The organism is Allokutzneria multivorans (assembly GCF_039537405.1).
Taxonomy (GTDB): Bacteria; Actinomycetota; Actinomycetes; order Mycobacteriales; family Pseudonocardiaceae; genus Allokutzneria; species Allokutzneria multivorans.
This window is the reverse complement of sequence record NZ_BAABAL010000014.1, coordinates 1-21,686: the sequence shown is the minus strand read 5'-3', so window position 1 is coordinate 21,686 and position 21,686 is coordinate 1. Positions and strand designations below refer to the sequence as shown.

Genomic DNA, 21,686 nt, shown 5'->3' with positions numbered 1-21,686 from the left:
GGGCACAGCTCAGTCGGCGAGGCGGTGGATCACCACGATGCCACCCATCGCGGGCTGGTCGAGGCGTTCGTCGTCGGTCTCGATGTACTCGTCGAGCACCGCGCAGATGCGCCGGTCGAGCTCCTCGACCTGCTCCTGGGAGAGGTGCAGCATGAAGCGCGCGTAGGTGCGCACCGACTCGGGGCCGGCCTCGGCCAGCTCCTCCTGGAACGCGGCGATCGGCGCCTGCGCGGTCCCGCCGACGTCGTCCGGCGGGGCGGAGAGCCACCAGGTGTGCGTGGCGCAGCGGTAGGGCTTCTCCAGCGCGCCGCTCTCCCCGGAGCGCACCGGCGCCTGCTCCAGGAATCCAGCCTTGACCAGGTGCCGGACGTGGTGCAGGACCGTGCCGGGGTCGCGGCCGAGCCGTTCGGCGAGCTGCTTGTTCGTCATCTCGCGCTGGCGGCACAGCCGGAGGATGCGCAGGCGCAGCGGATGACTCATGGCCTTGGCCTCGTCGGCGGTGATCTCCCGGCGCTCGCGCATCGGCCCAGGCTAGGGCCTGGTGGGCTTTTCTACCATCGATGGACTTTTCCCCATCGATGTGTGAGCCTCCATCGCATGACGAACGCGCTGGGGGCGCAGTACTGGAAGCTGTGGACGTCGTCGGGCCTGTCGAACCTGGCCGACGGAGTCGCGAAGGTCGCGTTACCGCTGGTCGCGGTGCAGTTCACCCGCTCGCCCGTGCTGGTCGCGGGCCTGGCGTTCGCGGTGACCGTGCCGTGGCTGCTCTTCGCGCTGCCCGCGGGCGCGCTCGCCGACCGCCTCGACCGCCGCCGGGCCATGATCGGCGCGAACGTCGTGCGCACGCTCGCGCTGGGCGTGCTCACGGTGGCCCTGCTGACGGGTTTCGGCTCGATCTGGGCGCTGTACGCGGTGGCGCTGTGCATCGGCACCGCGGAGACGATCTACGACACGTCGGCGCAGTCGATCATCCCGCAGATGGTGCCGCGCGAGGGCATTTCCCGGGCGAACAGCAAGCTCTACGCGGTGGAGCTGACCGCGAACGAGTTCGCCGGTCCCCCGCTGGCCGGGTTCCTGGTCGCGGCGGGGGCGGCGTTCGCCTTCGGCGCCCCGGTCGCGCTCTGGGCGCTCGCGGTCGCGGCGCTGCTGCTGGTGCGCGGGTCGTACCGGATCGAGCGCGAGCACCGCACGACGCTGCGCGCCGACATCGCGGAAGGCCTGAAGTTCCTTGCGCACCACAGGGTTCTGCGCACGTTGGCGGCCATGGTCGGCATGTCGAACTTCGCGACGAACGCGGCGTTCTCGGTGTTCGTGCTGCACGCCGTCGGGCCGACCTCGGCGCTGGGCCTGTCCGAGCAGTCCTTCGGCCTGCTGATGACCGGCGTCGCGGCGGGCAGCCTGGTGGGGTCGTTCGTGGCCGAACGCATCGAGAAGCTGTTCGGCCGCTCGCGCACGCTGGCGCTGACCGTGCTCGGCACGGCCGGGGTCGTGGGCGTGCCGGGCCTGACCACCAACCCGTTCGTCATCGCGGGCGTGTTCTTCGTCGGCGGGGTCGGGCTCATGACGTGGAACCTGATCACGGTGTCCCTGCGGCAGCGCATCGTGCCGGGCCGCCTGCTCGGCAGGGTCAACAGCGGCTACCGGCTGCTGGCCTGGGGATCGATGCCGCTGGGCGCGGTGACCGGAGGGCTGATCGCGCAACTGCTCGGCGTGAACGCGGTGTTCCTGGTGATGGCTCCGCTGATGCTGGTGCAGCTGCTCGGGATGCGGGTGCTCACCGAAGCGAATCTCGCGGCCGCCGAGGACTGACGGCTCGACAGTCCTATGAGGACGGACGAGTGCTCGTTCGGGCTGGTCACCAGGGGCCTCCGGTTGCCGGTCGACGGGGCCGATGTGATGATCAGCGCGACGACGACGGCTCAGCGAGACGCGAAACGGTGATCAGGTGCTGCTCCAGGGAACGGGCGAGGTGCGACCGTCCGGGCTGGAGCGCGCGCTGGTGGGCGGGGGCGTCGCCCGGTTCGAGGGCAGGCCGCCGACGCTGGAGGACTTCCGCGCGGCGATGCGGCCCCGGCTCGCCGAGTGGCCCAGCCTGGGACTTCCCGAAGCCGACATCACCACGCACGTGCGGCAGTGGGTGTGCCGGACCGGCACCGGCCTCAACGCCGCGGTCGAGCAGGTCATGTCGGTCAACCTGCGCACCGAGCGGCCGCTGTGGGAGCTGTGGCTGATCCGCGGCTACGCCAAGGACGAGTGGGCGGTGGTGCTCACCACGCACTCAGCGCTGCTGGACACCGCCTCGATCATCCACGTGGTGACCGGCCTGTTCGACCCGGTGCCGATCCCGCGCCAGCGCGGACGGCGCGACCCGCTGCTCTCCGGCTCCGACCGGACCACCCGGGGCTGGCTGCCCGCGCAGCACCGACCGCTCCCGTTGGCGCGCAGGGCCTTCGCCCAGTTCGACGGCTCCGGCGAGCGCCAGTTCTTCTGGGCCGCAGCCGATCGCGAGCGGCTGGACCGGATCGCCGGGCGGCACGGGCTCACCGTGAACGACGTGTTCCTGGCCGCGCTGACCACCGCGATCCGGGAGTGGCGGCACACCCCGTGGGAACGCGGGCTGCCGTGTCCGGTGTGGACGGTGGTGCCGGGGATCGACCGGCTGGTGCTGCTGCCGTGCCAGGAGCCGGACCCGGCGACCCGGCTGGCCGTCATCGGCGCGGCCACCTCGCAGGACGGCGAGGGCAGCCGCCCGTCATGGTTCGCCCAGCGGTCGAGGCGGATCGGCCTGGTCGCGGGCAGCGTGCGCGGCTCGGATCGGGAGCTGGCGTTCCAGGACTGCCGGATGCGCCAGCTGGCCCCGCTCGGGCCGCTGCCGCGCGGGCACTGGCTGAGCGCGTACCTGGTGGACAACGCGGGTCACGTCGGCGCGGGGTTCGTCATGGACCAGGCCGTGCGCGACGGCGCGCAGCTGTGCCGCCTGTGGTCGCTCGCACTGGCCGAACTCGCCGAGATCTGAGCTGATTTCTGCGTTGCGCGAAATATTGCGCACCACGCAAAACGTCCGTGTACTCTCCCCGCCATGGGTCTTCGGGAGCGCAAGAAGCTGGCGGCGCGCGCCGCGCTGAGCTGGGCAGCGCTGCGCCTCGCGATGGAACACGGCCCGGAGAACGTGCGCGTCGAGCAGATCGCGGCCGAGGCGGGGGTCTCCCCGAGGACCTTCAACAACTACTTCTCCTCGAAGGAGGAGGCGATCTGCGCGATCGGGCTCGACCGCCAGGAGCGGGTGCGAGCCGCGCTGCTGGAGCGCCCGGCCGAGGAACCGCTGTGGGAGGCGGTGATCGCCTCCGTGCTGGAGCAGTACGGGGGCGAGCCGGACCGCGAGATGGTGGCCAGGGTGCGGATGCAGATGCGTCACCCGGCGCTGCTCGGCGAACACCTGAAGGCGGGCATGGCGCTCGAACGCGTGCTCGCCGAGGGCATTGCCGAGCGGATCGGCACCGATATCCGAATTGACATGTACCCGAGCCTTGTAGCGGGCGCGGTGGCCAGCGCGACGCGGGTGGTCATGGGCCGCTGGCTGAACGCCGACCCACCCGTGGAGCTGCTCCCGCTCATGACTGAGGCCCTGCGGTCACTCGCCGCGGGCCTTCCTCAACCACCACGCCGAAAGAAGCCCTCGTGCTGACCAAGCTGCTCCGCGCGCATCTGGGTGCCTACAAGCGGCCCCTGCTGTTCGTCGTCCTGTTCCAACTGGCCCAGACGCTCGCCGCGCTCTACCTGCCGACGCTCAACGCCGACATCATCGACTACGGCGTGGTGAAGGGCGACACCGGCTACATCCTGCGGATCGGCGCCGTCATGCTCGCCGTGTCCCTCGTGCAGGTGGTGTGCGCGCTCGGCGCGGTCTACTACGGCGCCCGCAGCGCGATGGGGCTCGGCAGGGACATCCGGGCCGCGGTCTTCCACCGGGTGCAGGACTTCTCCGCCCGCGAGGTCGGCCAGTTCGGCACGCCGTCGCTGATCACCAGGACCACCAACGACGTCCAGCAGGTGCAGACGCTGGCCGTGATGATGTTCGTCATGGTGGCCTCCGCGCCGATCATGGCCGTCGGCGGCATCGCGCTCGCGCTCGACCAGGACGTGCCGCTGTCCGGCCTGCTCCTGGTCGCCGTGCCGCTGCTGGGCGTGGGCGTCGGCTTCATCATCGCGAGGATGCGCCCGGCCTTCCGCTCGATGCAGACCCGCATCGACGGCATCAACCGCGTGCTGCGCGAGCAGATCACCGGTATCCGGGTGATCCGCGCCTTCGTCCGCGACACCCATGAGCGCGAGCGCTTCACCGGCTCCAACAGCGAGCTGCTCGACGTGTCGCTGCGCGTCGGCAGGTTGACCGCGTTGATGTCGCCGGTGGTGATGCTGGTGTTCAACGCCTCCAGCGTCGCGGTGCTCTGGTTCGGTGCCGGGCGGATCGACAGCGGTGCCATGCAGGTCGGCGCGCTCACCGCGTTCCTGTCCTACCTGATGCAGATCCTGATGTCGGTCATGATGACCACCTTCATGTTCATGATGCTGCCGCGCGCGGAGGTCTGCGCCGAGCGCATCCAGGAGGTGCTCGCGACCGCGCCCAGTGTCGTGCCGGCGAAGAACCCTGTGCGGCTGCCCGAACCTCGCGGCGAGGTGGAGCTGCGCGGCGTGGAGTTCCGCTACCCCGGCGCGGAGCAACCGGTGCTGCACGACATCGACCTGGTGGCGCGGCCGGGCGAAACCACGGCGATCATCGGCGGTACCGGTAGCGGCAAGACGACCCTGCTGAGCCTGGTGCCACGCCTGTTCGACGTCACGGCGGGCACCGTGTTCCTCGACGGCGTCGACGTCCGCGAGCTGGACGCCGACTCGCTGTCCTCGGCTATCGGCATCGTGCCGCAGCGCGCCTACCTGTTCTCCGGCACGATCGCCTCGAACCTGCGTTACGGCAACCCCGACGCGACCGACGAAGAGCTGTGGCGCGCCTTGGAGATCGCCCAGGCGCGCGACTTCGTCGAGAAGCTCCCGGACCAGCTCGAAGCACCGATCGCCCAGGGCGGCACCAACGTCTCCGGCGGTCAGCGCCAGCGGCTGGCCATCGCCAGGATGCTGGTGCACCGCGCGCCCGTGCTGCTCTTCGACGACTCGTTCTCGGCGCTGGACTACGCCACTGACGCGGCCCTGCGCGCCGCGCTCGCCGACGAGACGACCGACTCCACCGTGGTCATCGTCGCCCAGCGCATCAGCACCATCCGGCACGCCGACCGCATCGTCGTCCTCGACGAGGGCCGCGTCGTCGGAACCGGCAGGCACGAGGAGCTGATGGGCTCCTGCGAGGTCTACCGCGAGATCGTGCTTTCCCAGCTCAGTGAGGCGGAAGCGGCATGAGCACCACGACCAACTCCCGGCCGTCGGCTCCGGTGGGCCCCGGCGGCAACGCCATGGCGCGCATGATGGGCGGCCCGCCCACGTCCAAGGCCACCGACTTCCGCGGCTCGGTGAAGCGGCTGCTCAAGCTGCTGGCGCCGTTCCGGCTGTCGCTGTTCGGCATCCTGGCGGTCAGCGTCGTCAGCATCGCGCTGACCGTCGTCGGGCCGCTGCTGCTCGGCAAGGCGACCGACCTGATCTTCTCCGGCGTGGTCAGCAAGCAGTACCCGGAAGGCCTGGACAAGGCCCAGGTGCTGGCGCAGCTGCGCGCGGAGGGCAACGGCACGCTCGCCGACACGTTCTCCACGCTCGACCTGCGGCCGGGACTGGGCGTCGACTTCGGCGCGGTCGGTCAGGTGCTGCTGCTGGCGATGGTGCTGTTCCTGTTCTCCTCGCTGTTCGCGCTCGTGCAGGGCAGGCTGACCGCGCGCGTGGTCCAGCACGCCGTGTTCGACCTGCGCGAGCGCGTCGAGGAGAAGTTCGCCAGGCTGCCGCTGCGCTACTTCGACAAGCAGCCGCGCGGAGAGGTGCTGAGCCGGGTCACCAACGACATCGACAACGTGGCCATGTCGATGCAGCAGACGATGGCGCAGATGATGACCTCGCTGCTGACCATCGTCGGCGTGCTGGTGATGATGCTGGTGATCTCGCCGCTGCTGGCGCTCGTCGCGCTGGTGACCGTGCCGCTGTCGATGCTGGTCGCGGCGAAGATCGGCAAGCGCGCGCAGCCGCAGTTCGTGAAGCAGTGGGGCACCACCGGCAAGCTCAACGGGCACATCGAGGAGATGTTCACCGGCCACGGGCTCGTCAAGGTCTTCGGCAGGCGCCAGCAGGCCGAGCAGACCTTCAAGGAGCACAACGACGACCTCTACGACGCCGCGTACCGCTCGCAGTTCATCTCCGGGATGATCCAGCCCGCGATCATGTTCCTGAGCAACATCAGCTACGTGCTGGTCGCGGTCGTCGGGGCGCTGCGGGTGTCCTCCGGCGCGATCTCGCTCGGTGACGTGCAGGCGTTCATCCAGTACTCGCGGCAGTTCGGCCAGCCGCTGACGCAGATCGCCGCGATGGCGAACCTGCTGCAGTCCGGTGTGGTTTCCGCCGAACGGGTCTTCGAGCTGCTGGACGCCGAGGAGCAGAGCCCCGAGCCCGCCGAGCCGGTGCGCCAGCCCACCGTGCGCGGGCAGGTCGAGTTCGACAACGTGTCCTTCCGCTACGAGGAGGACAAGCCGCTGATCGAGAACCTGTCGCTGAGCGTGCGGCCGGGGCGCACCGTCGCCATCGTCGGCCCGACCGGCGCGGGCAAGACCACGCTGGTCAACCTGCTCATGCGCTTCTACGAGCTGGACGGCGGCCGGATCACCCTCGACGGCGTCGACATCGCGGAGATGACCCGCGAGGACGTGCGCGCCAAGACCGGCATGGTGCTCCAGGACGCGTGGCTGTTCGGCGGCACCATCGCCGACAACATCGCCTACGGCTCCCCCGGTGCCACGCGCGAGCAGATCGTGGCCGCCGCGGAGGCCACGCACGTGGACCGCCTGGTGCGCACGCTGCCGGACGGCTACGACACGGTGATCGACGAGGAGGGCGACAACGTCAGCGCGGGCGAGAAGCAGCTGATCACCGTCGCACGCGCGTTCCTCGCCGAGCCCGCGATCCTGATCCTCGACGAGGCGACCAGCTCGGTGGACACGCGCACCGAGGTGCTCATCCAGCGCGCGATGAACGCGTTGCGCGAGGGCCGCACGAGCTTCGTGATCGCGCACCGCCTGTCCACGATCCGCGACGCCGACCTGATCCTGGTGATGGAATCCGGCAGCATCGTCGAACAGGGCTCGCACGCGGAACTGCTCGCGGCGGAAGGCGCCTACGCCCGCCTCTACGCCGCCCAGTTCGCCAACCCGCTCACCACCGTGGAGTCCTAACGCCGGGTGCAGTGGAAGGCCGTGACGGGCGGGAGGTTGGCCCAGATCGTCCGGCTGCGGCGCACTTCGCCGAAGGTGTCGGCGAGCAGCGACGCGAACTCCCTGCCGCTGTCGGTGCGCGCACGGTGCACCGACAGCAGGGTGGCGAAGGAGCCTTCGGGCTGGAGCACCTTGGCGACGGCCATCAGGACCGCGCGTTGGTCCTCGGGGCGCATCACCGTCCACGGCAGCGCGCTGACCACGGCGTCCACCCGCTCCACCTGGCGCTCGTCGAGGATGCGGGGCAGCTCGACGGCGGAGTCGCAGACCACCTCGACCCGGGGCGGCGCGGTCCGGCGCAAGCGCGCGGCGAACCCGTCGTTGATCTCCACCGCGATCAGGCGGGAGGAGACGGGCAACGCGGCGTCCAGCGCGCGGGTGATCGCTCCGGTGCCCGCGCCCAGCTCGACCACGGTGTCGGTGGCTTCCGCGCCGATCCCGTCGAGCAGGGCCGCGGCGCAGCGCCGAGTGCTGGGCACGAACGCCCCCGTGCTGACCGGCCTGCGCAACGAGCCGAGGACGAACGGGACGAACTCCCAGGAACGACTCATCCCTGTGCTGTTCCCCTGCCCCGCGCGGTCGGAAACATCGCACGCACCTCAACGTCGGCCAGGCACACCGGTCACGGGTGCTTGAAGGTCCAGCGGGTGGCGCCGTGGGGCTCGGCGCTGGCCACTCCGACGGCGTCGTGCAGGGTGAGGCGGTAGAGGTGCCACGGCGCGGGGCCGGCGCTCGGTGCGGTGAAGGGTGCGGTGAGCGCGTCGCCCTCCACAGTGGCGGGCCAACCACTTGCGCGGTAGACGGCGGCCACGCGCTCCAGGGTCTCGGAGTCGGAGACTCGACGCGCTTCTCCGTTGAGCACGAGGTCGATTCCGCGCAGGCGCACCGAGACGCTGCACGCGGGGTTCTCCGCTAGGTTGCGTGATCTGCGCGTGGCGGGACCGCCCTTGAAGTACAGCGCGTCGTCCACCCACACGGCTCCCACGCCTGCGGAGTGCGGACGCCCGTCGGGGCGCACGGTGGACACGAAGAACGTCAGGTCGGCTGAGCCTGAGTCGCTGAGGACGTTACGCGCGCGGCTCCACGGCAGCTCGGCGCTGCCGTACTGGTCGAGGTTGCGGGTGGAGATCGGTGCTTTCTCAGTCATACCCGTGCGTCGAACGGGCCGCGCGTGGTTCGACACGCCTACCGAAAAACCTGTGAAAGGGGTGCGCCGATCAGCGGGTTGTCACGCCGTGGGGCGGCCAATAGGCAGGAGACATGACTGAAATGCCCCGCCGCGCGATGTTGCGCTCCGCCGCCGTCGCAGGCACCGCCGCCACCCTTTCCCTTGTTCCCGCAACGGCTTCCGCCGCACCGAACCGGTGGACGCCGGAGGAGTTGAAGGACCGCAAGCGCGTGCTCGAAGCCGGGTTCACCGAGGCCGAGGCGGACTGCTGGTTGCTCGTGGTGCGGGCGACGGCCGCGTTCTTCGCGCTGCCCGAGCTGCACCCGTTGGCCAAGCCGGAGGTGGTCACGGCGGTCCACGTCATCCAGGACAAGCTGATGATGCGCCCCGCCTACCGCAAGTACCGCGCCGCGAATCCCTAGCGCTGCAACGAGGACAGCGCACACAGCGCCGCCCAGCCGACGGCGAAGACGGCGACCTTCTTGCGCGCCTTGCGGTCTGGGAGCGTGAGACCGAAGACAAGCGCGTCGGCGGCGTCACAGGCCACTCGGGTCATCACGGCCACCCGTAGCGCGCGGCCGGGTGCAGCGCACAGCATCGCCACGCCGATCGCGGTGTCGCGCACGCCGATCGCGGAGACCAGGGTGCGCACGGGTGCGGTGGTGTCCCCGGTGAGCGTGGTCAAACCGCAGGGCTTGGCCAGTACGCGAGGACGCGCGGTGATGGTGGCGCCGTAGGCCGCGGTGGCCGCGCCGAGCACACGAGTCAGAGCAGGCATGCCACCAGAGGTACCCGGCGCCTTGTGCCCGAAACGGCTCAGGTCGCCGCGGCGATCACCCTGGTCAGCGCTTTGTGCAGGCTTTCCAGCTCGTCGAGCGGGATGCCGAGCCGGGCGACGACGGCGGGCGGGATCTTCTCCGCATCGGCACGCAGCTCGCGCCCGGCGGCGGTGAGCGTCACGGCCAGGCTGCGCTCGTCGCGGCTGTCCCGCTCGCGCCGCAGCAGACCTCCGGCCTCCAAGCGTTTGAGCAGCGGGGAGAGCGTGCCGGGGTCGAGCTGGAGCAGGCCGCTGAGGTCCTTCACCGACAGCGGCGCGTACTGCCACAGCGCGAGCATCACCAGGTACTGCGGGTGCGTCAGCCCCATCGGCTCCAGCAGCGGCCGGTAGATCGCCACCACCGAGCGCGACGCCACCGAGAGGGCGAAGCACACCTGCCGCTCCAGTTCGAGCGGATCCGTCTGCTGAGTCACAGTGGAGAGCGTACCAATAGTTGGTACACTAACCATTGGTCCGGCAAGAATTGGGCCAGCAATCGAGGAGGCTCCCGTGAGACGACCGAACCCGGCGTTGTGGCTGTGGTACGCCTTCGGCGGCAAGCTGCCCGCGCGCTACCGCGACTGGGTGGTGCGCGACCTGACCTGCCGGACCTGGTTCGCCCGGCACGTCGTGCGGTCGCTGGTCCTGGTCTCCCCCGTGCTCGCGCTGCTGTACCTGGTGTTCGGCGTCGCGCTGGCGGGGCCGGGCGAGGTCGTGCTGCTCGCGCTGGTGCTCGGCATGATCGTCGGCGTGTACTACTCGCTGTCCTACGCGCCGGAGAACGCCGACACGCGGCTCACCAAGTACGGCTTCCCGCGCGGGCACGCCACGAACACGCGCCGCGAGCGGGAAGCCAGGTCAGCGGCGGCCGCGGTGGCAGAACGCGCCGCGCGGGCCTCGGCGCGCCGCTCCGGAGTTGACGCGTAGAGCAGGCGCCAAGCGCCACAACCGCGCGTCGATCTCCGCGTCGCCCATGGCGAGCACGAGGACGTCGGTCTCCACCCCGGCCATCGCGAGCACTCCGTCGGGCGCCTCGTCGCCGAGCGCGGCGCGGAGGTGCTCGGCGAACTGCTCGCGGCTCCACGGCCCGGCTTCCATGGACCGCACGACCGCTCCATCGCGAGCGAGCGCATCGCGCAGCGCACCGGTCAGCGGCTCGTCGGCGCAGTCCGCGGCGGTGACCACGAGCCACGTGCCGGACTCCGGAGTGCCGCGCCACAGCTCGCCATCCGGCCGCGACGGCACCGTGACGTGCTGGAACGGGTAGGTCGGCAGGTCCACGCGGCGCGCGCCGGTGTCCGCGAAGAACTCCGCCCAGTCGAGCTCGACGCCCCGGTCGTGCAGCTGGGCGAAGCCGGTCACCAGGGACCGCGGCTCCGCCTCGTCGGGGTGCAGCAGCGCCAGGCGCGCGGTGCTCGGCGCGGTGCCGAACGCGATCTCCGGCATGGTCGAGAGCACCGCGAGCGGGCCGAGGTCCAAGCGCGACAGCGGAACGATCTCCGAGTCAGCGGCGAGCACGCGCACGCACGCCTGAACCAAGGACAGCTCGCCCATGCAGTACGCGGCGCTGATCTCACCGACGCCACGGCCTTCGACGCGGTCGACCAGCAGGCCCCAGTGCTCAGCGAGCCGGTGCAGCGCGACCTCGACGGCGAAGGTCGCGGCGCGCTCGTAGTCGGCCTCGGGGTCTTCAGACTCGAAAACCACGTCCTGCAACGGCTGGTCCAACAAGGCGTCGAACTCCGCGCAGACCTCGTCGAAGGCCTCGGCGAAGACGGGGAACTCGGCGTGCAGCTCGCGGCCGAACGCCGGGGGCGCCTCGCCGGTGCAGAAGTACGTCGGAGAGACCTGGGTCGCGCGGGTCACGTCCAGCTCGCTCGCGGCGATGGCGGTCAGCCCGTCGAGCACCTCGTGGCGGTCGCCCACCACGGAGATCCGCAGCGGCAGCGCGGCCCGGCTCGTCGCGAGCGAGTAGGCGACGTCGGTGAGGTTGGCGTCCTCGTCGGCTTCGAGGTGGTCGAGCAACCGCAGCACCTGTGCGCGCAGCCCCGCGCGGTTGGCCGCGGACAGCAGCAGCGGCGTGTCGGGCAGCTCGACGGCGGTGCTCGGCTCGACGGCGGTCTTCACCGACTCCAGCACGAGGGAGGCGCCGGTGGCCCCGGGCGGCGAGGACACGCCCACCGCACCCGGGAGATCCGGTGTCAGCGCGTGCAGCCCGGCCAGACTGTCCACTTCGGACGGTTCGAGGCCCGCAAGGCGCAGCACGGCGTCGTTAGCGCGCTCTACCGTTGAGCCCACAGCGCTCGCCACGATCACGGCGAGGACCGGGTGCCCGTGCCTGCGCGCGTCGGAAAGGCGCTCCAGCAACAGCATCGCCGCGCCGTCGGTGGCGGTCGCCCCGCCCGCGACGGCGAGGTCGCACTCGTCCTCGCGCAGCGCGCGGGCGGCCACGTGCACCGCGACCAGCGGCGTGTGCGCCGTGTCCACGGTGATCGCCGGCCCGGCCAGCCTGAACGCGGCCGCCAGCTCCGCGCCAGCGCAGCCGTAAGCGCCCGTCCGGCCCTCGCGCGCCGAAGCCGGATCGAGGCCGCCGCGCTCCAGGACCTCCCACGCCAGCTCAAGCGAGACCCGCCTGGCCGCGTCGAGGTCCGCGGCGTCGATCCCGAACAGCGCCGAGTCGAACCCGGGCTGCCCCGCGCAGGGCTGCCGGTGCGCCACCGACACGATCGCGATCCGCTCGTCCCGTGCGGACATTGCCGTCCCCTTTCTCGACGACCCCGAGGGCCGTCAAGCACGCCGGCGACACGCGGTCGGTGCCGAGCACGCCCCCAAGCGCGCACGGCACCACCGAACCTAGGGACGGTGGCACCGAAAGCCGACCCCTATCCCCGTCGAAGACCCCCAGATCCACACAGGGGTGCAGGGATTGACTTCCCGCGCCGCGCCCGTCATTCCGTCCCAGGAATGGTTCGCCGGTACTTCGGAACGGGAACTTACCAGTGCGGGGATGTCTCGCTTCGCCTGGAATCAGGAACTTCACACCGTACTCAGCCGCCATAGCGGCAAGCCATAGCTCCGTCCTATCGCTCCACCTAGCAAGGCTGGCGCCGCGGTGAAGCGGGGGTGAATTTTCCCCCTTCCCGTCCCGTTTTCACAACCCGAGCAGCGATCACGAAAAGAACACACAACAATGATCGAGTAATGAAACGGACCCGTTTCCCCACGTGGCCCCCCAGGAATCGGGCGGGCGGTGCCGCGGGGGCAGCGCGGTTAGGCTCGGACGGCGGAGGGCACTCCGAGCGCGAAACGATCACCGAAACACGGGGGTTCCTCGGATGCCGACGACGTTGCCGGGACGGGTCACCGCGTGCCTGTTCGACATGGACGGGGTGCTCACCAGCACCGCCGAGCTGCACCGCAGGGCGTGGAAGCAGGTCTTCGACGAGTTCCTGGCCGCGCGCGAGGGCCCGTCGTTCACGCCGTTCAGCGAGCAGGACTACCTGGACCACGTCGACGGCAGGCCGCGGCGGGACGGCGTGCGCGCGTTCCTCGCCTCGCGCGGGATCACGCTGCCGGAGGGCGGGCCGAACGACCCGCACGACCTGGCGACCGTGCACGGGGTCGGCAACCGCAAGAACGACCTGATCGACAAGATCCTCACCGAGGAAGGGGTCTCCCCCTACCCGGGCTCCGTGAAGTTCGTGAAAGCCGCTCACGAAGCCGGGATGGCGCTGGGCGTGGTGACCTCCTCGGCCAACGGCGAGCGCGTGCTGGCCGCGACCGGGCTCGCGCCGTTGATCAGTGTGCGGGTGGACGGCGTGGTGATCGACGAGGAGGGCCTGCGCGGCAAGCCCGCGCCGGACTCGTTCCTGGCGGCTGCGCGCAAGCTCGGCGTGGAGCCGTCGGCGACCGCGATCTTCGAGGACGCGCTGTCCGGCGTCGAGGCCGGGCGCGCCGGGAACTTCGGCTACGTGGTCGGCGTCGACCGCGCGGGCCAGGCCGAGGCGCTGCGCGCGCACGGGGCGGACGTCGTCGTGAACGATCTGGAGGAGCTGCTGTGAGCTACCAGACAGATCCGTGGCAGCTGGCTTGGCGGGGGTTGGACGTCGGCAGCCTCGACCGCACCGAGTCGAGCTTCGCCCTGTCCAACGGGCACATCGGGCTGCGCGGCACGTTGGAGGAGGGGGAGCCGCGCGGGCTGCCCGGCACCTACCTCAACGGCTTCTACGAGGAGCACCAGCTGCCCTACGGCGAGGGCGGTTACGGCTACCCCGAGGCCGGGCAGACCGTGGTGAACGTGACCGACGGCAAGATCGTCCGGCTGCTGGTCGAGGACGAGCCGCTGGACATGCGCTACGGCCGCGCGCTCTCGCACGAGCGCGTGCTGGACTTCCGCTCCGGAACGCTGCGCAGGCGGACGGAGTGGGAGTCGCCGACCGGGCGACGGGTCACCGTGCGCACCGAGCGGCTGGTGTCCTTCACCCAGCGCGCGGTCGCCGCGATCCACTACGAGATCGAGCCCGCCGAGGACATCCAGCTCGTGGTGCAGTCGGACCTGCTGGCCAACGAGCCGATCGAGCAGCGCTCCGGTGACCCGCGCGTGGCCGCCGCGCTGGAGGACCCGCTGGTGGCCGACTTCGCGGCGGCGCGCGGCAGCCGGGCCGTGCTCGCGCACCACACCAGGCACTCCGGGCTGCGGATGGCCGCCGCGATGGACCACACGCTGCACACCAAGGACAACCTGCGCACCAACATCCACGCCGAGGACGACCTCGCGCGCTTCACCGTCGCGGTCGACGTGCGCAAGGGCGAGCGGCTGCGGCTGACGAAGTACCTGGGCTACGGGTGGTCGGCGAACCGGTCCGTGCCCGCGCTCCGGGCTCAGGTCGAGGCGGCGTTGGACGGCGCGTTGCAGACCGGCTGGGAAGGGCTGCTCGCCGAGCAGCGCGCGTTCCTCGACCGGTTCTGGGCGGCGGCCGACGTGGAGATCGACGGCGACGAGCGCGTGCAGCAGGCGATCCGTTTCGCGCTGTTCCACGTGTTGCAGGCGGGGGCGCGCGGGGAGACACGGGCCATCGCGGGCAAGGGCCTCACGGGTCCCGGCTACGACGGGCACGCCTTCTGGGACACCGAGATCTTCGTGCTGCCGCTGCTCACCTACACGGTCCCGGAGGCCGCGCGGGACGCGCTGCGCTGGCGGCACTCCACTTTGGACAAAGCGTTGGAGCGCGCGCAGCAGCTCGGTCAGCGCGGCGCGGCGTTCCCGTGGCGCTCGATCAATGGCGCGGAGTGCTCGGCGTACTGGCCCGCGGGCACGGCGGCCTTCCACGTGTCCGGCGACGTCGCCTACGCCACCGCGCAGTACGTCGCGGCGACCGGCGACGAGGACTTCGAGCGCGAGTGCGGCGCGGAGCTGCTGATCGAGACGGCGCGGTTGTGGGCGGCGCTCGGCCACCACGACCCGCAGGACGGCTTCCGCATCGACGGCGTCACCGGTCCCGACGAGTACAGCGCCATCGTGGACAACAACGTCTACACCAACCTGATCGCGCAGAAGAACCTGCGCGAGGCCGTCGCGGCGTGCGAGCGCCAGCCCGATGTGGCTCGTCGGCTGGAGGTCTCCGATGACGAGGTCTCGGCGTGGACCACGGCGGCCGACGCGATGACCGTCCCCTATGACCGCGCGCTCGACGTGCACGAGCAGTCCGAGGGTTTCACCGCGCACGCGGAGTGGGACTTCGCGGGCACGCCGGACTCCGGTTACCCGTTGCTGCTCAACTACCCGTACTTCGACCTCTACCGCAAGCAGGTGATCAAGCAGGCCGACCTCGTGCTCGCGATGCACCTGCGCGGCGACGCGTTCAGCGACGAGGAGAAGGCGCGCAACTTCGCCTACTACGAAGCGCGGACCGTGCGGGACTCCTCGTTGTCCGCCGGGACGCAGGCGGTGCTGGCCGCCGAGATCGGGCACCTCGACCTCGCGTACTCCTACCTGCTCGAAGCGGTGTTCACCGATCTCGACGACCTGCACGGCAATTCGCGCAACGGCCTGCACATGGCCTCGCTCGCCGGGGCGTGGACGGCGGTGGTCGCCGGGTTCGGCGGGATGCGCGACCACGGCGGGAAGGTGACCTTCGCGCCGAGGACGCCGCCCGCGCTGAACCGACTTTCTTTCCGAATCCGCTTGCGGGACACCAGGTTCTCCGTAACCGTGGACCGCGACAGCGCCACCTACCGCGTCGACTCCGGTCCACCGCTGCACACCTCGCACCACGGGGAGGCGATCGTGGTGGAGACCGGCTCGGAGGTGACGCTGCCGATCCCACCCGCACCCGAGCCGCCGAAGGTGAGTCAGCCGGAGGGGCGCGCACCCCGAGGACGCACATGACGACCATGCCGATCTGCCTCACCTGTGGCACGCAGTACGCGGCGCCGCGCCCGGACTGCCCGATCTGCGAGGACGAGCGCCAGTACGTGCCGTCGACCGGGCAGGCCTGGACCGATTTCGCGGCCCTGCGCGCGGGCGAGCACCGGGCCGCCGTGCGCGAGCAGGGGCCGGGCCTGATCGGCATCGGCAGCGAACCGCGCTTCGCGATCGGGCAGCGCGCGCTGCTGGTGAGGGCGAAGTCCGGGAACGTCCTGTGGGACTGCTCCGCCTACCTGGACGACGAGGTCGTCGAGCGGGTCCGGGAGCTCGGCGGCATCACGGCCATCGCGATCAGCCACCCGCACTACTACACGACGATGGTGGAGTGGGCGCACACCTTCGACGTGCCGATCCACTTGCACGAGAACGACAAGCAGTGGATCGGCCGCCCCGATCCGTCCGTCGAGCTGTGGAGCGGCACCACCAAGCAGCTCGCCGACGACCTGACGCTGATCAACCTCGGCGTGCACTTCGCGGGCGGCACCGTGCTGCACTGGCGCGATGGCGCGAACGGCGCGGGCACCCTGCTCACCGGCGACATCGTGCAGGTCATCCCCGACCGGAACTTCGTCGGCTTCATGTACTCCTACCCGAACCTCATCCCGGAGCGGCCGAGCGTGGTGCGCCGCGCGGCCGAGCTGCTCGCCGACCACCGCTTCGAAACGATCTACGGAGCGTGGTGGGAGTCGGAGGTGCCGCGCGACGCCGAAGAGGTCGTGCGGCGCTCGGCCAAGCGCTACCTGGAGCACGCCCGCGACTGATGCCGCCCGTGGTGGGTAAGCCTTCCGCATGAGAATCGTGATCACCGGAGCATCGGGCAACCTCGGAACGGCTCTGCTGCGGCGGCTGGGTGAGAGCGGCGAGCAGCACGAGATCGTGGGCGTGTGCCGCAGGCCTCCCCCGGCTTCGTCGCCGCCCTACCACCTCGCCGCGTGGCAGGCCGCCGACATCACCGACACCGAGCGGTTGAGCGAGATCTTCGCGGGAGCGGACGCGGTGGTGCACCTGGCTTGGGCGGTGCAGCCGATCCGCGACGAGCAGTGGCTGCACCACGTCAACGTCGAGGGCAGCCGCGCGGTGTTCGAAGCGACGCGGAGGGCCGGGGTCCCGCACCTCGTGCACGCCTCGTCCGTCGGGGCCTACGCGCCCTCCGCGCTCCCGGTCGACGAGTCCTCTCCGACGACCGGAGTGCCCAGTTCCATCTACAGCAGGCACAAGGTCGCGGTGGAGCGGGAGCTCGCGGGCTTCACCGACTTGTCCGTCGCTGTCGTTCGGCCGACCTTGGTCATGCAGCGGGTCGCTTCGGCCGGGATCGCCGCGCTGTACCTGCGGCCGTTGGTCACGCCCTTCCTGCTGCGCGTGCGGCCTCCGCTGCTCCCGATCCCGGCCGGGCTCAAGCTCCGGCTCGTGCACGCCGACGACGTGGCCGACGCGATCATCTCGATCTTGGAGAAGCGGGCCACGGGCGCGTTCAACCTCTCCGCCGACGACACCCTCGACCGCGACGCGCTGGCGGAAGTCGCGCGCGCCAAAGCAATTCCCGTGCCGGACGTGCTGGTGAAGGCGATCGTCGCGCTGTTGTGGCGAGCCAGGCTGATCGGCACGTCGCCGGGGTGGTTCGACCTCGCCGCTGTGTCGCCGCTGCTGGACACCTCGCGTGCTCGGCGCGAACTCGGCTTCTCGCCCCGGCACAGCAGCGCGGACTGCGCGCGCGAGCAGCTCGCCGGGATGCGCGCGGGTGTCCGGGGCACCAGTCCCGCGCTCAGCGCCGGCAAGCTCAGCGGCTCCGGCGAACAACCCGATCGATCCACTGTGGACGGAGGAGTGCGCAGGGACTACCGCACGCTGCGGAGGTTCGCCCTCGCCGCCGGCACCACCGTGCTGCTCGGGCTGCTGGGCAGATCGCGACGCGCGGGTGCGACGCCGAGCAGCTCGGAGTAGATCTCGATCTTCTTCTCGATGGCGGCGAGGTGGGCGCGCTGCTCGGCGAGCGAGGCCACGATCTTGTCCCGGTGGTCTTCCAGCAGGCCGAGCCGGGCGCGCTCGTTGCCCTCGCCCGCGCGCACCAGGTCCGTGTACTTCTTGATCTCACCGATCGACATGCCGGTGCTGCGCAGCCGCAGGATGAACTCGATCGCGCCCAGGTTGCGCTCGCTGTAACGGCGACGGCCCGACGGTCCGCGCTCGATGTGGTCGAGCAGCCCGGCGCGCTCGTAGTAGCGCAGCGTGTGCGTGCTGACCCCGGCGGCGGCCGCGGCCTCGCTGACCGTCAGCGCCCCGTGCGATTCGTCCATGCGCGCATCCTCACCGTTGGAGTGCGCTCCAAGTCAAGCACTGGTGAACCTGAACCGCATGATCCTGCCGAAGTCACGCAGCGCGGGGATGGCGGAGAACACCTTCAACCCGATCCGCGCGGGAAGCGGCAGCAGCTCGATCCCGGGCACCGCCACGCTGCGCAGGGCGTTCACGCAGGTCAGGCCGGGGTGCAGGCGCTCGATCTCGCGCGGGTCGTCGATGCCCCAGTGCAGTGTCGAGCCCGAGTTGCGCACGGCGGGGATCAGCTTCTGCGCGCGGATGCCCAGCGAGCTGAAGCAGTCGAAGAGCAGTTCGCCCGACGGGAAGCTCTCGGTGACGCGGCGGATCAGCCGGGCGCCGTCCTCCTCGCGCAGGTACATGCTCAGCCCCTCGAAGACGACGAGCACCGGGCGGTCGTCGGGCACCTGCTCCAGCCACGCCTCGTCGGTCACCGAGGAGCTGATCATCGCGTAGTCGCCGGGCGGTGTCGGCAGCAGGCGCTCGCGCAGCTCGACCACGTCGGGGAAGTCCACGTCGAACCAGCGCGCCGACGGCGGGGCCAGCCGGTGCGCGCGCGTGTCCAGGCCGCACGCGAGGTGCAGCACCGTGCATTCCGGGTTGGCCGCGAGGAACTCCCGCGCCCAGTCGTCCAGCGTCTTCGCCCGCAACGTGACGCTCGCGGACTTGGTAGCGCTGGTGATCCCGGTCTTGCGAAAGTCGTAGTCGATGCGCCGCACCGCCTCGGCCGAGACCGCGTCACCGAGGATCGGCCGGGGCAGCGCGCTGTCCAGTGCCCGGCCGTAGAGCGTGGCCAGCATGGTCTCCTGCGTCCCGGTGAGCGTGATCTTCTCGCGGCCCATGCCCACCAAGCTACACCCGTTTCACAAAACCGTGAATGTTCAGTGGCGCGTGGTCAGTAGCGCTGCGCGTACCGCGTGGGTGGTTCGCCGAACATGGCGCGGAAGTCGCGGACGAAGTGCGCTTGGTCGGAGTAGCCAAGGTCGGCCGCCAGCACCGCCCAGTCGATCGGTTCGCCCCCGGCCAGCCGCTCCGTCACCTCGCGCAGACGGTAGCGCCTGATCACCCACTTCGGACCGATGCCCACGTGCTCGGAGAACATCCGCTGCAAGGCCCGCACGCTCACGCCGAGCTCCCGCGCGAGCGCGTCCACCCTGGTGATCCCCGGCTCTGCGATGATCTTGTCGACCACCTCGGCGGCGTGCTGCGCCCGCGCGTCCGGCTCCGGCAGGTGCGCCCGCAGGAACGCCTCCACCTCCGGCACGTCCGGCTCGCCGGGAAGGGCTCCGGGGAAGATCTCCGCCGCGTCGACCACGCGATCGGTGATCGTGCTGACCGACGCCCCCAGGAACGGCCGGAACACCCCCGGCCGAAACGCCACGCCGAGCACTCCTCCGTGCCCGTCGAGCACCTTGACCTGGTGCCCGCTGGCCACGCCGTTCACCGTCGCGCGACCGCCTTGGAAGGTCAGGTGGACGTTGGGGTAGGGAACGATCAGCTGCCGGTACGGCTCGTCGTACTCCCACGACACCACCCAGTACCGCGCCACATAAGGCTCCAGGTCCGCCGACGGCCCCGGAAAGGCGTGCCGCTGGTGCTTCACCCACGCGCCGCCGAGCCCGCGTGCGTCCCTGCCCATGGCGCGCAGCCTATGTCGCCTTTGTGCAAGACACCCGCCGACCGCGCGGGTTTGCTCTCCTGTCATGAGCGACCTGATGGCCCGCGCCGCCGCGCCTTTCCTGGAGATCGTCGGCAACATCGAGCCCCACCACCTGTCGGCTCCCACCCCGTGTTCGGAGTTCGACGTCCAAGCCCTCATCGACCATTTCCTCCACTGGGCCCCGTCCCTGGAAGGCGCCGCGCGCAAGGAGGCCGTCGCCCCCGGCGCGCTCCCCGGCCCCTGGTCCGAGGCCTTGAAGACCCAGGTCGCCCGCACTCTCACCGCGTGGCGTCCGGCTTCCGCATGGGAGGGCATGACCACCATGGGCGGTTCTTTCGAGCTCCCCGCAGATTTGGTCGCAGGAATGGTGATCGGCGAATTCGTCCTGCACGGATGGGATCTCGCCCGCGCCACCAACCAGCACGCCGAGTGGGACGCCGATGTCGTCTCCTACGTTTACGCCGAGGTCGCTCGAAGCGCCGATCAGGGCCGTTCAATGGGCGTGTACGGCCCCGAAGCTTCCGTGTCGGAGAATGCACCCATACTGGAGAAGGCCCTCGCTTTGAGCGGCCGCTCCCCTTCGTGGAGTGCGTGAGTCTTAGAACGGCGCCGGTTCGGCGATGGGTTCCGGATGCACATCCTCGGTCTTCCCGTTCGGTGTCGTCCAGGTGTGCGTCCCATCAGGCTGGTTGGTGCACTTCCAGTTCGAATGCGTCTTCATCCGGTGATGCCTGCGGCACTTCGGCCGCAGGTTGTTGAGTGTGGTGTTCGTGCCGTCGAACGGGCAGCAGTGGTCGAGGTCGCAGCGGTGTGCGGGTTGGTTGCATCCGATGGCCATGCAGGTCGGGTAGCGGGCTGCGATGAGTTCCCGTTGTTTCGGGGACGGCCGGTAGACGTGGCTGATCTCTTCAGCCATCCCCGTCATCGGATCGGTCAAGATCCGCTTCCAGATGCCGCCTGCGGCGATATCCCGGCCGATGCGAGCCGGGATCGGCCCGTAACCACCAAGGATCGCCGGGTCGTTGGTCATACCGAACGCCGAGGTGATCGGCATCGTCAGATACACCATCGTCTGACCCTGCGGCGCCGGAGTGTCATGGCCCAACAACAGATCCCGGGCGACATCAGAGCGCTTCTGATCCAGAGTCCGGTCATCCTTCGGCAGGGAACGGGCAATGCGGTTCACGTGGTCATACACCATCGCCGCGTCATGGGCGGTCATCATCAACCTGATCAGAGCCATGCCGTCATCCAGGTTGATCTTCTCCACCATCCGCTGCTTGCGTTTGGCCTGGAACCGACGTTCAGCGGCCTTCGGATCAAGACGGTGAATGAACCGAACCGCGTACTGACGCGTCGTCGAGTAAGAGTTCTTCTCCGCATGCGCCAACAACGCCTCCTCAGCGACCGCCGCATGCGCGACCGAGAGAACCCGCAACAGATCAATGATCATCAACGCTTTGCCCTCATCAACCCGGCCTTCGACCATCGCCTTCAACACTCCCGGGCGGGAGGCGAGGTCCGTGGCACGGTCAATCAACCAACCCGCTTTCACCCTCGACACGCGCAGTTCACGCATCAACAGCTCTTCAGAGAATTCCCGATCACGAGGCTCAAGATCGGATACATAGTTGAGCAGGGTCACCGAAAACTCAGCCACGGCTTTACCCATGCCCACGAAGGCCGCTTTGAGGACGGCATCAGGGTCCATACCCCTATTCTATACGAATAAAATAGACGATCATGGCTCTAAAGGATGAATTGCCAGGCGCCCACAACGCCGAAAACGCAACCCCAGACTAAAGCGAGCCGCACAACTAAGCCGGGTCGGCTTTACCTGGGGTGCGCGTGCCATACGCTTCCCAGCGGGGCCGGGATCCATC

The 21,686-nt window shown here is 70.1% G+C and carries 22 protein-coding genes; 12 read left to right on the top strand and 10 right to left on the bottom strand.

The window, feature by feature from the left end; all coding sequences use genetic code 11:
• Positions 1 to 9: 9 nt before the first annotated feature.
• Positions 10 to 522, bottom strand: a complete 513-nt coding sequence (locus ABD798_RS19175; RefSeq protein WP_344876684.1) for a helix-turn-helix domain-containing protein — start codon at positions 520 to 522, stop codon at positions 10 to 12.
• A gap of 75 nt (positions 523 to 597) precedes the next feature.
• On the opposite strand from ABD798_RS19175, the gene ABD798_RS19170 reads away from it, so the two are divergent.
• The 5 genes from ABD798_RS19170 to ABD798_RS19150 all read left to right on the top strand — a co-directional run bounded on the left by ABD798_RS19170 (position 598) and on the right by ABD798_RS19150 (position 7,379).
• Positions 598 to 1,809 (top strand): MFS transporter, encoded by a 1,212-nt coding sequence (locus tag ABD798_RS19170; protein ID WP_344876682.1) that lies wholly within the window; start codon positions 598 to 600, stop codon positions 1,807 to 1,809.
• 136 nt (positions 1,810 to 1,945) lie between these two features.
• Positions 1,946 to 3,016, top strand: coding sequence for a wax ester/triacylglycerol synthase domain-containing protein (locus tag ABD798_RS19165; RefSeq protein ID WP_344876680.1), 1,071 nt, complete (start codon positions 1,946 to 1,948; stop codon positions 3,014 to 3,016).
• 63 nt (positions 3,017 to 3,079) lie between these two features.
• Positions 3,080 to 3,685: an acyl-CoA-like ligand-binding transcription factor gene (locus ABD798_RS19160; protein ID WP_344876678.1), complete on the top strand. Its 606-nt coding sequence runs from the start codon at positions 3,080 to 3,082 to the stop codon at positions 3,683 to 3,685.
• Positions 3,679 to 5,412 (top strand): ABC transporter ATP-binding protein, encoded by a 1,734-nt coding sequence (locus tag ABD798_RS19155; protein WP_344876676.1) that lies wholly within the window; start codon positions 3,679 to 3,681, stop codon positions 5,410 to 5,412. Before ABD798_RS19160 ends, ABD798_RS19155 begins: the two co-directional genes overlap by 7 nt.
• Positions 5,409 to 7,379, top strand: a complete 1,971-nt coding sequence (locus ABD798_RS19150) for an ABC transporter ATP-binding protein (protein WP_425549239.1) — start codon at positions 5,409 to 5,411, stop codon at positions 7,377 to 7,379. Before ABD798_RS19155 ends, ABD798_RS19150 begins: the two co-directional genes overlap by 4 nt.
• On the opposite strand, the gene ABD798_RS19145 is transcribed toward ABD798_RS19150, so the two are convergent.
• Complete coding sequence (locus ABD798_RS19145) at positions 7,376 to 7,969, bottom strand: class I SAM-dependent methyltransferase (RefSeq protein WP_344876674.1); 594 nt, start codon at positions 7,967 to 7,969, stop codon at positions 7,376 to 7,378. The two genes, ABD798_RS19150 and ABD798_RS19145, sit on opposite strands and share 4 nt — an antisense overlap.
• 71 nt (positions 7,970 to 8,040) lie before the next feature.
• Positions 8,041 to 8,565, bottom strand: coding sequence for a pyridoxamine 5'-phosphate oxidase family protein (locus ABD798_RS19140; protein WP_344876672.1), 525 nt, complete (start codon positions 8,563 to 8,565; stop codon positions 8,041 to 8,043).
• Positions 8,566 to 8,678: 113 nt separating this feature from the next.
• On the opposite strand from ABD798_RS19140, the gene ABD798_RS19135 reads away from it, so the two are divergent.
• Positions 8,679 to 9,008 (top strand): hypothetical protein, encoded by a 330-nt coding sequence (locus ABD798_RS19135; RefSeq protein ID WP_344876671.1) that lies wholly within the window; start codon positions 8,679 to 8,681, stop codon positions 9,006 to 9,008.
• Here the strand turns inward: ABD798_RS19135 and ABD798_RS19130 are convergent.
• Positions 9,005 to 9,364, bottom strand: a complete 360-nt coding sequence (locus tag ABD798_RS19130; protein WP_344876669.1) for a hypothetical protein — start codon at positions 9,362 to 9,364, stop codon at positions 9,005 to 9,007. The genes ABD798_RS19135 and ABD798_RS19130 overlap by 4 nt on opposite strands.
• A gap of 38 nt (positions 9,365 to 9,402) precedes the next feature.
• Positions 9,403 to 9,873, bottom strand: a complete 471-nt coding sequence (locus ABD798_RS19125; RefSeq protein ID WP_344876667.1) for a MarR family winged helix-turn-helix transcriptional regulator — start codon at positions 9,871 to 9,873, stop codon at positions 9,403 to 9,405.
• 40 nt (positions 9,874 to 9,913) lie between these two features.
• Between ABD798_RS19125 and ABD798_RS19120 the strand changes: the two genes are divergently transcribed.
• On the top strand, positions 9,914 to 10,330 hold the full coding sequence (locus ABD798_RS19120) for a DUF5313 family protein (protein WP_344876666.1): 417 nt from the start codon (positions 9,914 to 9,916) through the stop codon (positions 10,328 to 10,330).
• On the opposite strand, the gene ABD798_RS19115 is transcribed toward ABD798_RS19120, so the two are convergent.
• Positions 10,262 to 12,157, bottom strand: a complete 1,896-nt coding sequence (locus ABD798_RS19115) for a beta-ketoacyl synthase N-terminal-like domain-containing protein (protein ID WP_344876664.1) — start codon at positions 12,155 to 12,157, stop codon at positions 10,262 to 10,264. The genes ABD798_RS19120 and ABD798_RS19115 overlap by 69 nt on opposite strands.
• 581 nt (positions 12,158 to 12,738) lie before the next feature.
• Between ABD798_RS19115 and ABD798_RS19110 the strand changes: the two genes are divergently transcribed.
• The 4 genes from ABD798_RS19110 to ABD798_RS19095 are packed head-to-tail and all read left to right on the top strand — an operon-like array spanning position 12,739 to position 17,771.
• Positions 12,739 to 13,464 (top strand): HAD family hydrolase, encoded by a 726-nt coding sequence (locus ABD798_RS19110; RefSeq protein WP_344876662.1) that lies wholly within the window; start codon positions 12,739 to 12,741, stop codon positions 13,462 to 13,464.
• Positions 13,461 to 15,791: a glycoside hydrolase family 65 protein gene (locus ABD798_RS19105; protein WP_344876660.1), complete on the top strand. Its 2,331-nt coding sequence runs from the start codon at positions 13,461 to 13,463 to the stop codon at positions 15,789 to 15,791. The genes ABD798_RS19110 and ABD798_RS19105 overlap by 4 nt, the downstream gene beginning before the upstream one ends.
• Entirely contained in the window at positions 15,788 to 16,591 is an 804-nt protein-coding gene (locus tag ABD798_RS19100) for an MBL fold metallo-hydrolase (RefSeq protein WP_344876658.1), read from the top strand. The genes ABD798_RS19105 and ABD798_RS19100 overlap by 4 nt, the downstream gene beginning before the upstream one ends.
• 28 nt (positions 16,592 to 16,619) lie before the next feature.
• Positions 16,620 to 17,771 (top strand): NAD-dependent epimerase/dehydratase family protein, encoded by a 1,152-nt coding sequence (locus ABD798_RS19095; protein ID WP_344876656.1) that lies wholly within the window; start codon positions 16,620 to 16,622, stop codon positions 17,769 to 17,771.
• On the opposite strand, the gene ABD798_RS19090 is transcribed toward ABD798_RS19095, so the two are convergent.
• From ABD798_RS19090 to ABD798_RS19080, 3 genes are read right to left on the bottom strand one after another with little or no spacing between them, the layout of a single operon-like run.
• Entirely contained in the window at positions 17,666 to 18,124 is a 459-nt protein-coding gene (locus tag ABD798_RS19090) for a MerR family transcriptional regulator (RefSeq protein ID WP_344876654.1), read from the bottom strand. The genes ABD798_RS19095 and ABD798_RS19090 overlap by 106 nt on opposite strands.
• A 33-nt stretch (positions 18,125 to 18,157) precedes the next feature.
• Positions 18,158 to 18,985, bottom strand: a complete 828-nt coding sequence (locus tag ABD798_RS19085) for a class I SAM-dependent methyltransferase (protein ID WP_344876652.1) — start codon at positions 18,983 to 18,985, stop codon at positions 18,158 to 18,160.
• 53 nt (positions 18,986 to 19,038) lie between these two features.
• Positions 19,039 to 19,782, bottom strand: coding sequence for a DUF6597 domain-containing transcriptional factor (locus ABD798_RS19080; protein WP_344876650.1), 744 nt, complete (start codon positions 19,780 to 19,782; stop codon positions 19,039 to 19,041).
• A gap of 64 nt (positions 19,783 to 19,846) precedes the next feature.
• On the opposite strand from ABD798_RS19080, the gene ABD798_RS19075 reads away from it, so the two are divergent.
• Complete coding sequence (locus tag ABD798_RS19075) at positions 19,847 to 20,398, top strand: TIGR03086 family metal-binding protein (protein WP_344876648.1); 552 nt, start codon at positions 19,847 to 19,849, stop codon at positions 20,396 to 20,398.
• 3 nt (positions 20,399 to 20,401) lie between these two features.
• Here the strand turns inward: ABD798_RS19075 and ABD798_RS19070 are convergent, their stop codons facing one another.
• Positions 20,402 to 21,514, bottom strand: a complete 1,113-nt coding sequence (locus ABD798_RS19070; protein WP_344876646.1) for an HNH endonuclease signature motif containing protein — start codon at positions 21,512 to 21,514, stop codon at positions 20,402 to 20,404.
• Between the last annotated feature and the right edge of the window lie 172 nt (positions 21,515 to 21,686).

Coding starts and splice junctions, on each gene's coding strand:
- ABD798_RS19100 (WP_344876658.1), top strand. CDS start 15,788: ATGACGACCATGCCGATCTGCCTCACCTGTGGCACGCAGTACGCGGCG.
- ABD798_RS19135 (WP_344876671.1), top strand. CDS start 8,679: ATGACTGAAATGCCCCGCCGCGCGATGTTGCGCTCCGCCGCCGTCGCA.
- ABD798_RS19130 (WP_344876669.1), bottom strand. CDS start 9,364: ATGCCTGCTCTGACTCGTGTGCTCGGCGCGGCCACCGCGGCCTACGGC.
- ABD798_RS19075 (WP_344876648.1), top strand. CDS start 19,847: ATGAGCGACCTGATGGCCCGCGCCGCCGCGCCTTTCCTGGAGATCGTC.
- ABD798_RS19125 (WP_344876667.1), bottom strand. CDS start 9,873: ATGGTTAGTGTACCAACTATTGGTACGCTCTCCACTGTGACTCAGCAG.
- ABD798_RS19175 (WP_344876684.1), bottom strand. CDS start 522: ATGCGCGAGCGCCGGGAGATCACCGCCGACGAGGCCAAGGCCATGAGT.
- ABD798_RS19160 (WP_344876678.1), top strand. CDS start 3,080: ATGGGTCTTCGGGAGCGCAAGAAGCTGGCGGCGCGCGCCGCGCTGAGC.
- ABD798_RS19115 (WP_344876664.1), bottom strand. CDS start 12,157: ATGTCCGCACGGGACGAGCGGATCGCGATCGTGTCGGTGGCGCACCGG.
- ABD798_RS19090 (WP_344876654.1), bottom strand. CDS start 18,124: ATGGACGAATCGCACGGGGCGCTGACGGTCAGCGAGGCCGCGGCCGCC.
- ABD798_RS19070 (WP_344876646.1), bottom strand. CDS start 21,514: ATGGACCCTGATGCCGTCCTCAAAGCGGCCTTCGTGGGCATGGGTAAA.
- ABD798_RS19145 (WP_344876674.1), bottom strand. CDS start 7,969: ATGAGTCGTTCCTGGGAGTTCGTCCCGTTCGTCCTCGGCTCGTTGCGC.
- ABD798_RS19080 (WP_344876650.1), bottom strand. CDS start 19,782: ATGGGCAGGGACGCACGCGGGCTCGGCGGCGCGTGGGTGAAGCACCAG.
- ABD798_RS19140 (WP_344876672.1), bottom strand. CDS start 8,565: ATGACTGAGAAAGCACCGATCTCCACCCGCAACCTCGACCAGTACGGC.
- ABD798_RS19150 (WP_425549239.1), top strand. CDS start 5,409: ATGAGCACCACGACCAACTCCCGGCCGTCGGCTCCGGTGGGCCCCGGC.
- ABD798_RS19085 (WP_344876652.1), bottom strand. CDS start 18,985: ATGGGCCGCGAGAAGATCACGCTCACCGGGACGCAGGAGACCATGCTG.
- ABD798_RS19110 (WP_344876662.1), top strand. CDS start 12,739: ATGCCGACGACGTTGCCGGGACGGGTCACCGCGTGCCTGTTCGACATG.
- ABD798_RS19095 (WP_344876656.1), top strand. CDS start 16,620: ATGAGAATCGTGATCACCGGAGCATCGGGCAACCTCGGAACGGCTCTG.
- ABD798_RS19170 (WP_344876682.1), top strand. CDS start 598: ATGACGAACGCGCTGGGGGCGCAGTACTGGAAGCTGTGGACGTCGTCG.